This is a genomic window from Pseudomonas sp. LAMO17WK12:I10 (genome assembly GCF_900215185.1).
In the GTDB taxonomy this organism is placed as follows: domain Bacteria; phylum Pseudomonadota; class Gammaproteobacteria; order Pseudomonadales; family Pseudomonadaceae; genus Aquipseudomonas; species Aquipseudomonas chlororaphis.
Genome location: NZ_OBDX01000022.1, coordinates 53,787 through 67,219 on the forward strand (window position 1 = coordinate 53,787; position 13,433 = coordinate 67,219).

The 13,433-nt window shown below is 64.1% G+C and carries 9 protein-coding genes; 3 read left to right on the forward strand and 6 right to left on the reverse strand.

The annotated features are described in order from the left end of the window. Window positions 1-208: 208 nt before the first annotated feature. A complete protein-coding gene (locus tag CRO75_RS22265) occupies window positions 209-1,264 on the reverse strand; it encodes a tetratricopeptide repeat protein (RefSeq protein WP_097138213.1) in 1,056 nt (351 codons plus the stop codon). A 289-nt stretch (window positions 1,265-1,553) separates the two neighbouring features. Between CRO75_RS22265 and CRO75_RS22270 the strand changes: the two genes are divergently transcribed. From CRO75_RS22270 to CRO75_RS22280, 3 genes are read left to right on the forward strand one after another with little or no spacing between them, the layout of a single operon-like run. Then, a complete protein-coding gene (locus tag CRO75_RS22270) occupies window positions 1,554-3,701 on the forward strand; it encodes an FUSC family protein (RefSeq protein ID WP_097138215.1) in 2,148 nt (715 codons plus the stop codon). Next, window positions 3,691-3,894, forward strand: a complete 204-nt coding sequence (locus CRO75_RS22275) for a DUF1656 domain-containing protein (RefSeq protein ID WP_007924845.1) — start codon at window positions 3,691-3,693, stop codon at window positions 3,892-3,894. The genes CRO75_RS22270 and CRO75_RS22275 overlap by 11 nt, the downstream gene beginning before the upstream one ends. Then, window positions 3,891-4,838, forward strand: coding sequence for an HlyD family secretion protein (locus CRO75_RS22280; protein WP_009044140.1), 948 nt, complete (start codon window positions 3,891-3,893; stop codon window positions 4,836-4,838). Before CRO75_RS22275 ends, CRO75_RS22280 begins: the two co-directional genes overlap by 4 nt. Before the next feature lie 101 nt (window positions 4,839-4,939). Here CRO75_RS22280 and CRO75_RS22285 read toward each other — a convergent pair whose 3' ends face one another. The 5 genes from CRO75_RS22285 to CRO75_RS22305 all read right to left on the reverse strand — a co-directional run bounded on the left by CRO75_RS22285 (window position 4,940) and on the right by CRO75_RS22305 (window position 13,323). Continuing rightward, window positions 4,940-6,361: a TolC family protein gene (locus tag CRO75_RS22285; protein ID WP_097138217.1), complete on the reverse strand. Its 1,422-nt coding sequence runs from the start codon at window positions 6,359-6,361 to the stop codon at window positions 4,940-4,942. Then, entirely contained in the window at window positions 6,358-9,537 is a 3,180-nt protein-coding gene (locus CRO75_RS22290; RefSeq protein ID WP_097138219.1) for an efflux RND transporter permease subunit, read from the reverse strand. Before CRO75_RS22290 ends, CRO75_RS22285 begins: the two co-directional genes overlap by 4 nt. 15 nt (window positions 9,538-9,552) lie before the next feature. Then, on the reverse strand, window positions 9,553-10,809 hold the full coding sequence (mexE, locus tag CRO75_RS22295; protein ID WP_009044137.1) for a multidrug efflux RND transporter periplasmic adaptor subunit MexE: 1,257 nt from the start codon (window positions 10,807-10,809) through the stop codon (window positions 9,553-9,555). Window positions 10,810-11,089: 280 nt separating this feature from the next. Next, window positions 11,090-11,749 carry a DUF2931 family protein gene (locus CRO75_RS22300; protein WP_097138221.1) on the reverse strand — a complete coding sequence of 220 codons (660 nt, stop codon included), beginning with the start codon at window positions 11,747-11,749 and terminating at the stop codon, window positions 11,090-11,092. Beyond that, window positions 11,749-13,323 (reverse strand): DUF2235 domain-containing protein, encoded by a 1,575-nt coding sequence (locus tag CRO75_RS22305; RefSeq protein WP_097138223.1) that lies wholly within the window; start codon window positions 13,321-13,323, stop codon window positions 11,749-11,751. Before CRO75_RS22305 ends, CRO75_RS22300 begins: the two co-directional genes overlap by 1 nt. Window positions 13,324-13,433: the final 110 nt, after the last annotated feature.

A 13,433-nucleotide genomic window follows, 5' to 3' on the forward strand; every position in this document is an offset into this window, starting at 1 on the left:
GCCGGCACCGGGCATGTAGCCGCTAGCAAGATCGTCCATCGACCCGCGCGGCGTATCACACAACACGCATGTTCAGGACTTGCGCCTGCAAAGCAGGCGTAAATCCAGGCCGCGCACTCCACTTGGTCCACCGCAGAATCAGGTTTTGCGACAACTGCGTTGTCGATCGCAGCCTCGCAAGCTCGGCAGCGGCTACAGGGAATAGCCTTTACAGACCTTGCTGCAAGGCCGGATCGTCAGGGTTCTGTTGTTCCAGCTGGGCCAGCAGGATCTGCACGTTCTGCAGCTGGCCGCTTTCCTTCCAGTACTTGATCAGCAGCACCCGCGCCTTGCGGTTGGCGGGTTGGCGCTGGACGATTTCCTCGAGCTGTTTCTGCGCCGCTTCCAGCTCTTCCTGGCTGTGCAGGGTGGTGGCCAGGTCGTAGCGGTAATTGGCGTTGTTCGGCTCCAGCTCCACGGCGCGGGACAGGCCGAGCAGGGCGAACTCGCCCTGGTCGTGGTGCAGCAGCCATATGCCCAGGGCGTGTTGCAGGTAGGCGGAATCCTGTTGCGCCTGCAGCTGTTTGGCCAGCAACTGGCGGGCGGCTTCGCTGCGGCCCTGGCGGTCGAGCACCTCCAGTTGCAGGATCACCGCTTGCAGGTTGTCCGGTTGCAGGCTCAAGGCGTGCTCCAGCGTCTGCTGGGCCTGGTCCAGGTTGGCGTTGTGCAGGTACAGGCGCGCCAACTGGTATTGCGCCTCGACGTTCTCCGGCTGGGCCTTGAGCACCTGGGTGTACTCATCGATCACTTGCTGCAGCGGCCCGAAATACAGGCCCTGTTCATCCGGCGACAGGCCGAGCAGGGCGGTGACGGCGGCGAAGCGCACGCCTTGCACTTCATCGTCCAGCAGCGGGCCGATCAGCAGGCTGCGCTGGCGCGCCGGGACCAGGCCGAGCACCGCCTGGATGGCGGCCTCGCGGACCTCGGGCTCGGCGTGGTGCAGGCCGGCGTCGGCCAGTTTCAGCGCCTGTGGGCTGGGGTAGTTGTGCAGCTCGGCGAGCAGGCGGATGCGCCGGCTGTCCGACAGGTCTGGACGCCCCAGCTGTTGATACAGCACCCGCGCCGCGCCGGGCTGGCCATTGCGCGCCTGTTCCAGCGCCTTGCCGTAACCGTGCCTGATCGCATCCGGCACCGCCGGTGGCGTGGTACGCAGGAACAGCCACGCCAGGCCCAGGGCCAATACGACGAGGAGGCTGATCAACAGGGTGCGGCGGGGCTTGGTCATGCAGGCATCCATGGCAGGGCGGCTTTACGAAGGCGCAAGCTTCGGTCAGGTTCCCCTCGGAGTCAAACCCGCTTGCGGGACGGCGGGCAGGACTCGGGTTTTCGCGACGGGGCCAGGCCGCAAGAGCCGCGCCGGCTGGTCCAATCACTCTGCTTGACCACGTGGTTGGCGCGAACGATCGACAGTTCGGGAAAAATTGCCTTCCTGCCGGGAAGGCCGGGACGATAAGCTTTCCCGGCCGCAGACTGACTACGCTAGCCGCAGGTGCCCCTTTGTCCAGAACCCACTCATGCAGCCACTGATCAATTACTTCAAGGTCGTGATCCACCCGGGAGGCGCGGTGCTGCGCTTCGCCCTGCGTACCATCGCCGCCGGCCTCTTGACCCTGTACCTGGCGTTCATCTTCGACCTCGACCAGCCCAAGTGGTCGCTGATGGCGGTGATCATCGTCAGCCAGCCCCTGGCCGGCATGGCCCTGGCCCGCAGTTTCGGCCAGGTGGTCGGCACCACCCTGGGGGCCGCGGTGGCGGTGCTGATCATGGCGATCTTCCCCCAGGCGCCGCTGCCGTTCCTGGTCACCCTCGGCCTGTGGCTGGCGTTGTGCACCGCCGGCGGCACCTTGCTGCGCTACACCAGCTCCCAGGCCTTCGTGCTCAGTGGCTACACCGCGGTGGTGGTGGCGATGCTGGCGATCCCCGATCAAGGCAACACCCTGATGCTGGCCATTACCCGGGTCACCGAAACCCTGCTGGCGGTGGCCTGCGTCTGCGTGGTCAGCCTGCTGACGGCGCGCCCGGAGGCCGTGGCCCATGGTTACTTCGCCAAGATCGACCAGGTGCTCAAGTTGCTGGCGACCCACGCCGCGGCGGCGATCCGCACCGACGAAAGCGAGGCCGACTTCCACAAGCGGCAGATGCAGTTGCTGGGCGAGATCAGCACCCTGGAAGGTTTGCGCCGCCACCTGTATTTCGACGCGCCACGCCTGCGCAGCGCCGATGGCCTGGTGCAACTGTTGGGCAACCAGCTGGTGCTGCTGACCTCGCGCCTCACCGTACTGCGCCACCAGCGCGAACTGCTGCGGGCGCGCTGGGTCGGCGAGCTGCCGGAGGCGATCCAGCAACTGCGCGCCGACGAACTGGCGTTTCTCGACGAACTGGCGCAGCACGGCCGCGCCTTGCCCGCCGCCTCGCGGCAGCAGTTCGCGCAGTTGCAGCAGCGTTTCGACGAACAGGCGCGGCGCGCCGAGCGCGAGGCCGATGCCTTGCCCGCGACCCTGCGCTCCCTGGCCTGGGCCCTGCGCTGGGAGCAGGCGCGGATGCTCAAGCAGCTCGAAGACATTCTTGAATTCAGCGATGCCATCCAGGACGGTCGCCAGGCCAGTTGCCTGTACCGCCAGGGTCGCTCAAACCCACTGCACCTGGACTGGCCGCTGGCGGCGATGAATGCGCTGCGGGCCTTCACCGCGCTGCTGGTCGCCGGGCTGATCTGGATCGAAACCGCCTGGGACGGCGCGCGTTCGAGCATGGTCCTGGTGGGCATTCTCTGTTCGCTGATGGCGACCTTCCCGCGGCCCTTGGCGGCGGCGCAAAGCTATATGCGCGGCCAGGCCCTGGCGCTGGTGATCTCGGCGGTCTACGTCTTCGCCCTGGTGCCCTTGATCGGCGATTTCGAATGGCTGGCGCTGTTGCTGGTGCCGCTGCTGTATACGGTCGCGGTGGGCCTGGCCAGCCCGATGACCGCCGGGATCGGCATGGGCCTGGGGCTGTCGAGCCTGCTGATGATCGGCCCACAGAACATCGGCGCCTGGCAGAACAATGCCGCTCAATGGTTCGAGTTCGCCGGGGCCTATGTCAGCGGCGGGGTGCTGTCGTTGCTGGTCTATGCGTTCATTTTCCCGTTCAACCCGGTGCTGCGCATTCGCCGCTTGTTCCGCGACACCCGCGAGCAGGTGTACGCCTTGCAGAAAACCACGGCCAGCGATGAGGAGCAGTTTGTCTTCGAGAGCCGCATGGTCGACCGCCTGACCCAGATGCTCGGGCTATTGCCCGCCGCCGCCGACCGGGCTTCCGTCGAGCGTTTCGAGACCAGCCTGGCCTGCATGACCCTGGGCGTGGCGATGAACCAGCTCAAGCAGCAGAGCCTGGACAACCCCTGGCTGAGCAGCGCGGCCAACGCCGACCTGCAGCAGTTGCTGCGGCGGGTCGGGCGCTATGTGGCGGGGCGCCCGGGGCTGGATGTGGACCCACTGCTGGCGCGGCTGCGGGAACTGGGCGACCACCTGGACCAGTTGCACGCCGACGACCGGCCCCAGGCCCACGAACAGCTGTGGTCGGTGTTCCGCATGCGCGTCTCGCTGCTGATTGTCGGCGCTTTCCTGGAGCGCTACCGCCCCATGCTGCAACCCACGGAAACAGGAGAACCGGCCCTTGCCCATTGATTTCGAATTCGGCGGCGTCTACCTGCCGCCCATTGCCCAGGCCCTATTGCTGGCCTTGCCGATTTTCCTGCTGCTCGACTGGGGGCTGCGGCGCCTCGGTGTATTGCGTTTCGTCTGGCACGAAGCATTGTTCGAAGGGGCGCTGTATGCCTGCGTCTGCGCCACGGTCATTCTGTTGATGGGAAGCCTATGAATCTGAAAAACACCCTGGCCCGTTCGATCACCCTGGTGGCGGTAGTGCTGGCGCTGGTGCTGGGCTGGTTCGCCTGGGAGCATTACACCCGCGCGCCCTGGACCCGCGATGCGCGGGTGCGGGCCGATGTGGTGACCCTGTCGGCGGACGTCGCCGGGCGCATCGTCAGCCTACGGGTGCAGGACAACCAGCACGTGGACAAGGGCCAGCTGTTGCTGGAGATCGACCCGGCGCAATATGCCCTGGCCGTGGAGCATGCCAAGCGCTCGGTGGAAGTGGCGGTCGCCACCCTCGGCCAGTCCGAGGCGGCGATTGCCGCCAGCGCGGCGCAGCTCAAGCAGCGGCAAAGCGAAGAACGCCGGCGCCGCAGCCTGAAGCAGGGCTTCGCGATTTCCGGCGAGGAGTGGGAGAAGTCCAATACCGATGTGGCGGTGGCCCAGGCCGACCTGTTGCGCGACCAGGCCAACCTCGGCTTGGCCCAGGCCAACGTGCACCTGGCCCAGGCCGCGCTGAAGCAGGCCGAACTGGACCTGCAGCGCACCCGGGTCGAAGCCCCGGTCAGCGGCTACGTGACCAACCTGCAGACCCGCCAGGGCGACTACGCCAGTGCCGGCGCGGCCTTGCTGGCCCTGGTGGACAGCGACTCCTTCTATATCAGTGGTTATTTCGAGGAGACCAAGCTGCCGCGGATCGAGGAGGGCAGCGCAGTGCGCATCCAGCTGATGAGCGGCGAGACCTTCAACGGCAAGGTGCAGAGCATTGCCTTCGCCATTACCGACCGTGAGAACTCCCAGGGCAGCCGCCTGCTGGCCAACATCAACCCCAGCTACACCTGGGTCAAGCTGGCGCAGCGGGTGCCGGTGCGGATCGCCATCGACCCCGATTACCCGGGCAAGGACAGGTTGCGCGCCGGCACCACGGCGACGGTGACGGTGCTGGAATAGGCGATGCTTTTTGCCAGGCGAAAAAAAGCCCCGTGACCGAATGAGAACACGGGGCAAAAAATTGGTTGGTTGCGGCCAACCAAAGGAGCTCGGTTGAAGCCTTATTTGCTGGCGACCGTCTCCGGCTGCCAGCCGCCACCCAGGGCCTTGTAGATGGCGACGATGCCACGGTACAGGTCGACCTCGGCCTGGGCCTGGGAGTCCTCGGCGGCCAGGCGTTCGCGCTGGGCGTCGAGCAGCACCAGGAAATCGACGGTGCCTTCGCGGTAGCGGATTTCCGCCAGGTCGGCCGCGGCGCGGCTCGACTCGCTCTGGCGAATCAGCGAGATCAGGCGTTGCTGGCGCTTGCCGTAGTCGCTGAAAGCGTTTTCCGACTCTTCCAGGGCCAGCAGCACTTGCTGCTCGTAGGTCGCCAGGGCGCCGTCGGCGTCGGCATTGGCGCCCCGCAGGCGGGCGCGCACGCTGCCCAGGTCGAAGGCCGCCCAGGTAATGCTCGGGCCCAGGGCCCAGGCATTGGCGGCCGAGGAGCCGATCTGCGAACCACGGCCGGCGGTGAAGCCGAGAAAGCCGCTGAGGCTGAGCCGCGGGAACAGGTCGGCCTTGGCCACGCCGATCCGCGCGGTGGCGGCGGCCAGCTGCCGTTCGGCGCTGAGGATGTCCGGGCGGCGCTGCAGCAGTTCGCCCGGGTCGCCGATTGGCAGGGCCTTGGCAATCGCCGGCAACTGCGCGGGCTTGAGATCGACACTGAGCTTGTCCGGACGCTCGCCCAGCAGGGTGGCGATACGGTTGCGCTGGCGCACCTGTTCGGCCTGCAGTTGCGGCACGCTGGCCTCTACCGCGGCCAGGCGCGCATCGGCGCGGACCACGTCGAGCTGGTCGCCGACGCCGGCGTCACGCAGGCTTTCGGTGATCTTGCGCGACTCCTGCTGGTTGTCCAGGTTGGCCAGGGCGATCTTTTCCCGCAGCTGGGCGCCACGCAGCTGGCCGTAGGCGTCCACCAGCTCGGCAATCATGGTGACTTGCAGCTGGTAGAGGTCGGCCTCGGCGGCCTGCTGGTCGGCTTCGCTGGCTTCCAGGTTGCGCTGGATGCGGCCGAACAGGTCCAGCTCCCAGGCCATGTCCAGGCCCAGGTCGTAGCGTTCGCTGTTGACCCGGCGGGTGGTCTGGCCGGGGATCTGCCCCTTGGCCAGATCGCTGCTGGCACGGCTGGTGATGGTCGGCATCGCATCGTTGCTGGCGTCGTCGCGGATCGCCCGGGCGGCCCGCAGACGGGCGAAGGCCACGCGCAATTCACGGTTGCCCTGCAGGGACTTTGTCACCAGCTGGTTGAGCACCGGGTCGTCGAACTGCTGCCACCAGATGCCTTCGAAGCGCGCGCGGTCGAACTGCTTCTGGCCCGCGGCGCCATCGGCGGCGGCCGCGATATGGGCCGCCTCGGTGGTCGGGGTCTGGTAGTCCGGGCCGACGGCACAGGCGCTCAGGGCCAGTGCCAGCAAACTCGGCAGGAAGACTTTCAGGCTCATTGTTGCGCCTCCAGTTTCAGGGCACGGGTCGCTTTGCGGGCTTCGCTGCGCTCCACATAGTTGCGGATCAGGACGTAGAACAACGGGGTCAGCAGCAGGCCGAAGAAGGTCACCCCGAGCATCCCGGAGAACACCGCGACACCCATGGCATGACGCATTTCCGCGCCGGCGCCGCTGGAGAACACCAGGGGCACCACACCCATGATGAAGGCGAACGAGGTCATCAGGATCGGCCGCAGACGCAGGCGGCAGGCTTCCAGGACCGCGGCCAGCGGATCAAGGCCCTCTTGCTGCTTGTCCTTGGCGAACTCGACGATCAGGATCGCGTTCTTGCACGCCAGGCCCACCAGTACGATCAGGCCGATCTGGGTAAAGATGTTGTTGTCGCCACCGGACAGGATCACCCCGGCGATAGCCGACAGCAGGGTCATGGGCACGATCAGGATCACCGCCAGCGGCAGGCTCCAGCTCTCGTATTGCGCGGCCAGTACCAGGAAGGCCAGCAGCACGCAGAGCGGGAAGACGAACAGCGCGGTGTTACCGGCCAGGATCTGCTGGTAGGTCAGCTCGGTCCATTCGTAGGTCATGCCGTTGGGCAGTTCTTCCTTGAGCAGTTTCTCGATCGCCGCTTCCGCCTGGCCGGAGCTGTAGCCCGGTGCGGCCGCGCCGTTGATTTCCGCAGTGACGAAGCCGTTGTAGTGCATCACGCGGTCGGGACCGGCGGTGTCACTGACCTTGATGAAGGTCGCCAGCGGGATCATCTCGCCCTTGTTGTTGCGTACTTTCAGCTGGCCGATCTGCTCGGCCTCGAGACGGAACTGCTGTTCAGCCTGGACGTTGACCTGGTAGGTACGGCCAAAACGGTTGAAGTCGTTGGCGTACAGCGAGCCCAGGTAGACCTGCAGGGTGTCGAAGATATCGCTGATGGCCACGCCGTGGGTCTTGGCCTTTTCCCGGTCGATAGCCGCATCGACCTGGGGCACGTTGACCTGATAGCTGGTGAACAGCCCGGCCAGTTCCGGCACGCTGCGACTCTTGGCGATGACGTTCTGCACTTCTTTATACAGCTCTTCGTAACCCATGCCGCTGCGGTCCTCGACCTGCAGGCGGAAGCCGCCGATGGTCCCCAGGCCCTGTACCGGCGGCGGTGGGAAGATCGCCATGTAGGCTTCCTGGATATCGGCGTACTTGCCGTTCAGGGCGCCGGCGATGGCCCCGGCGGACATGCTCGGGTCCTTGCGCTCGTCGAAAGGCTTGAGGGTCACGAACACGATGCCGTTGTTCGGGCTGTTGGTGAAACCGTTGATCGACAGGCCCGGGAAGGCCACCGCGCTTTCCACGCCCGGTTGCTTCAGGGCGATGTCGGACATGCGCTTGATCACGTCCTCGGTGCGGTCCAGACTCGCGGCGTCCGGCAGTTGGGCGAAGGCCACCAGGTATTGCTTGTCCTGGGCCGGGACGAAGCCCATCGGCGTATGGGCGAAGCCGAACCAGGTCAGCACCATCAGGCCCGCGTAGAGGAACAGGGCGATGCCGCTGCCACGAATCACCCGGCGCACGGTGCCGACGTAACCATGGCTGGCGCGGTCGAAGAAGCGGTTGAAGGGTTTGAACAGCCAGCCACCCAGCAACTTGTCGAGGAACTTGGAGAAGCCGTCCTTTGGTGCGTGGTGGTCCTTGAGCAATACCGCGGCCAGGGCCGGCGACAGGGTCAGGGAGTTGAAGGCCGAGATCACCGTGGAGATCGCGATGGTCAGGGCGAACTGCTTGTAGAACTGCCCGGTCAGGCCGCTGATGAAGGCCGCCGGCACGAACACCGCGCAGAGCACCAGGGCGGTGGCGATGATCGGCCCGGTCACTTCGCGCATGGCGCGCTTGGTGGCTTCCACCGGGTTCAGGCCGAGGCCGATATTACGCTCGACGTTTTCCACCACCACGATGGCGTCGTCCACCACGATACCGATGGCCAGCACCAGCCCGAACAGCGACAGGGCGTTGAGCGAGAAGCCGAACAGATGCATCACGGCAAAGGTACCGATCAGCGAGACCGGCACCGCCACCAGCGGGATGATCGAGGCGCGCCAGGTCTGCAGGAACAGGATCACCACCAGCACCACCAGGATCAGTGCTTCGAACAGGGTATGCACCACGGCCTCGATGGAGCCACGCACGAAGATGGTCGGGTCGTAGACGATGCTGAAGTCCATGCCTTGCGGGAAGCTCTGTTTCAGCTCGGCCATCTTGGCCCGCACTTCGTTGGAGATCTCGATGGCGTTGGAGCCAGGGCGCTGGAAGATCGGGATCGCCACCGCTGGCTGGTTGTTCAGCAGCGAACGCAGGGCGTACTGGTTGGAACCCAGCTCGACCCGGGCGATGTCTTTCAGGCGGGTGATCTCGCCGTTGTCGCCGGAGCGGATGATGATGTTCTCGAACTCTTCCTCGGTCACCAGGCGACCCTGGGTGTTGACCGACAGCTGGAAGCTGGTGGCGCTCGGCGCGGGCGGGGCGCCCAGGGTACCGGCGGCGACCTGGCGGTTCTGCTCGCGAATGGCGGTGACCACGTCGGTGGCGGTCAGGTTGCGCGAAGCGGTCTTGTTCGGATCGAGCCAGACCCGCAGCGAGTAGTCGCCCATGCCGAACAGCTGCACATCGCCGACGCCGCCCAGGCGCGCCAGCTCATCCTTGATATTGAGGATGGCGTAGTTGGACAGGTAGAGCATGTCGTAGCGTTTGTCCGGCGAGGTCAAGTGCACGACCATGGTCAGGTCGGGCGAGGCCTTGTCCACGGTGATGCCGATGCGCGTCACCTCTTCAGGCAGCTTGGGCTCGGTGCGGGTCACGCGGTTCTGCACCTGCACCTGGGCGTTGTCCAGGTCGGTACCCAGGGCGAAGGTGATGGTCAGGGTGATCTTGCCATCGGCGGTGGACTGCGAGGACATGTAGAGCATGTTCTCGACGCCGGTGATGGCCTGCTCCAGGGGCGCGGCCACGGTTTCACCGATGACTTTCGGGTTGGCGCCCGGGAAGTTGGCGCGCACCACCACGGTCGGCGGTACCACTTCCGGGTATTCGCTGATGGGCAGCTGGAACAGCGAGATGGAGCCGGCGATCAGGATCAGCAGCGACAGCACCGCTGCGAAGATCGGCCGTGAAATGAAGAATTGGGAGAAATTCATCTTGAGTCTTTTCCCTTAACCGCGTGGAGTCGCAGCGCTGGCCAGTTTCGCAGCCGCTTCAGACGCGCCCTTGGCGGGGGCGACTTGAGGCAGGTTGCTGGCTTCCAGGGCCTTTCTTTGTTGCGCCAGGGCGGCGAGGGTTTCCTTGCTGGCCATCGGCACCACTTCAGGGCTGACCGGCGCGCCCGGACGGGCGCGCTGCAGACCCTTGACGATGATGGTGTCGTCCTTGTTCAGGCCGTTGCGCACGATGCGCAGGCCTTCGATCTTCGGCCCCAGCTCGACGGCGCGGTACGCCGGCTTGTTGTCGGCATCCATCACCAGCACGAACTTCTTGCCCAGGTCGGTCCCCACCGCTTCGTCGTTGATCAGCACGGCGGAGTAGGTGCCGCTGCCCACCAGTTTCAGGCGCGCATAGAGGCCCGGGGTGTAGCTGCCGTCGGCGTTGTCGAACACCGCGCGACCGCGGATGGTGCCGGTCTGCGGGTTGACCTGGTTGTCGACGAAGTTCATCTGGCCCAGGTGCGGGTGGCCTTCTTCATTGGACAGGCCGAGGTAGACCGGGGTGGTCTGGCCACGCTGGCCCTGGCGGGCGAGCTGGGCGTACTTGAGGTACACACGCTCGTCGGCGTCGAAGTAGGCGTAGACCTTGTCGGTGGAGACCACGCTGGTCAGCGGGGTGACATCGGCGGTCACCAGGTTGCCGGCGGTGATTTGCGCACGGCTGACGCGACCGCTGATGGGCGCGCTGACCCGGGTGAAACTCAGGTTGAGCTTGGCCACGTCCAGTTGCGCCTGGATTGCGTCGACTCCGGCGCGGGCTTCCTGGGCGGCACTGGTGCGGGTGTCGGCCAGCTCGGCGGAGATCGCGTTGCTGGTCAGCAGGCGCTGGCCGCGCTGGGCTTCATTGGCACTGCGGGTGGCGGTGGCGCGGGCCTGTTGCAGCTGGGCTTCCAGGCGGCGCACTTCGGCCTGGAACGGCCGCGGGTCGATCTGGAACAGCAGGTCGCCCTTTTTCACCAGGGCGCCTTCGGTGAAGGCCACCTGGTCGATCTGGCCGGAAACCCGAGGGCGGATCTCTACGGTTTCAGGCGCCTCGAGGCGCCCGGTGAACTCGTCCCATTCGTTGACCGGCTGTTCGAGCACCTTGGCTACGCTGACTTTGGCGGCGGGCATGCTGGCGGCCGTTTCCGGCGCCTTGCCACAAGCGCTCATCACCAGCACGGCCAGGAGTGCGAGAGGGAAGCGTAAGTGTTTGAGTGACTGTTCCATGGATCATCCGCCAATGTATTTGAGATGGGCGGATGATGCTCGGCAGGGTTGTATCGCACGAATCGAATGAGCCGAAGGTAACTATCATTCGGAATGATATAAGCGCGATGAAAGCCCTCTAGCATGCACCTTTCGTTAGGGGGCTATCAATTCCCTAAACGGAATTTCATTGTTTCCGCGATTGCAAGGGTCGGGCGGCGGGGGCGGTGACGCATAAGGTGTTATCGCAAGGATTGTCGCCTAGGTTGCGGTCTGCCCGGCAGGGAGATGAGTGCTTTCATTACCAACTGCCATAGGGGATGCCGTACTTCTCTATATAGCGTTTGGAGTTCTCGCTGACCTTATAGGCATAACGGCCGTTGTTTTTTCCTTGGCTGGGTCCCAATGGTTCGACTTCAGCTTGAGCTCGAGCGACTTTGACTGTGTGGCGGCATTCATCTCTTACCCACACTTGAACAATGCCGCCCGGCGCCAAACCCAGATAGACGGACGCCATATAGCGGGCGGTCTGGTCCGGTGTTTCCGAGCAGCGTCGGTTAGTTGAGGCCCGCATGATTTTTCGGGCCTCTTCGGGGATCTCCACCCACGCCCGATAAGTCTGTGGTTCCACGATGGATTGCCAACGTACGTAAATACGCTTGGGCAAGTCGGCTCCCACCACTGACCATCCATTGCCTCCAACTTTATCTTCCCAGCCCCGGGCCCACTCTTTGTCATAACCGAGGTCGCCACCTGCCGCGGAGCCGCTGCCAGTGTGGGTGAATAGCTGGCCATTGATGTCTTCAACGGCGCTGTCTTCGACCCAGACTTTCATGTAGAACGGCTCGATAAAGCCAAGCTGCCACCAGGGGGCTTTCGGGTCATTCTTTCCAGAAAGTGGATCAGTGGCTTGGCAGCCACTTAGCAGCAGTGCGCCCAGCAGTGCGATAAATGCTCTCATTACCAAAGTGTCCAGTCAGGTACGTGAGGGTGTTGCACACGCACGGCATCCACCGTGGGGGCATTGATGTAGACGACTTTAAGACTGCCGCCGTCCCGTTTACCCAGCGGGTGGTTCCAGTGGGCCGAGAGATGGATATAGCGCAGCTTGAGCAGAGTCTCCTCGGCTGGCGTCGTACTGTAGTCACCGGCGACAAACCTGTCACATAGTGCTTGAAGCTCCGTTGGAATCGCGTACTCGGGTGTCTCCGGGATTTCCTCGAATTGCACACCGTTCTGCCTGGCCAGCTCATACATGACGCGCAAAGTGACTCCCGCCAGCTTATTGCTCATTGGCCTATTGAGTTGCAGGCCGGCATACACCCGTTTTCTTCGTGGTCCGAGGCGATTCTGTGGATCCTGGGGCAGCAACAGCGGTTCCGGTGTAATGATTTCCAGCCATTGCGCGGGCCAACCCTTGGCCAGCCAGTGTGCTCTTGCCTGGAGCGCATCCCGGTAAATCGAGGAGTGGGTCACATCGGTATTGATTGAGACTTCCAGCGCCTGCATCGGGCTGACCAGTACACACTCCTGCACCTCATCCAGATAACCGCCGCCGATATCCGAATGCGCGCCGGGTAGAGTGATCTCGGCGTGATCAGGTTTGACCTGGCTCAGGGCGAAGTTGGCCCGATACTCGTCGCGGGCGACCAGTTGCACCACCGAGCGAAAGTAGCGGCGGTCGAGGTGGAGCTTGATACCGGGAGCAATGGCACTGCGCACATTGCCCAGATTGCTCAAGCCGGCAATCGAAGGCACGGTGTCGAACAGACCGATAAAGCCCATATCGACATCGTGGCCGTACTGCCGGTTGAAGTTGGGACTGAGGGCCTCGCAATGGCTATGCAAAATCAGTTGCAGCGGTCCGAGCCAGCGCACCACTTCATTGGCGAAATGCCGGGCTGCTGCCGCGCCTCGGCTAAAGCCAAAGGCATCGAAGGTCAGTGAAGTGATTTCACTTTCGAGATTCTCTTCATGGGTTTCACGTATAAGTTCCTCAATTTCACGAAATGCCCTTTGTACACACCCCAAGACACCTCTTTCTCCACGCCCGGTTCCAGAGGTAATCACGCTGTCTTTCTCGCCTGTCTTTGTGCCGATGCCCTCGATATAGATTGAGCGAAAGGCTTGCTTATGTAGACCTTCACCTTCGACTTTTTGGGGGGCGTGGTACAGCTCTCTCAACAGTTTTATATTGCTCACCCCATTCCCATAACTACTCTGCGGATCCCTCATATACGGCTTGCAGCTGCCATCGATATCCCTGGCTTCAATGGCATGCTGCGCCCCGCAAACCTGGCCCATGGCCGAGTTGCTGGCGTTGTTACCGGTACCGTCGAAGAACACGCCGATGCGCAGCGCCACCTGGACCTTTTCAGGCGGTGGCGCAGGCTCTTTGGCGTATTTCTCATACTGCGCCCAGAGCTGTTCGCCGTAGCTGGGTTGTTCGGTCTCTGCGGCTCGTTCAGCGGGGCTTTGGTTGGGATTGGCGGGCCGTAGAAGGTTGGGCATCGGCCCGGGTCCGTTGCTGGCCATGGGTGGTCCTGGTTCAAGCGAAAGGGTCGCTGGAAACCGTACCGGGAATGCTGGGGCAGGGATTTAGGAGAATTCTGCAAGAGGCTGGGCAGTGGCTGATTCGGTTGTAG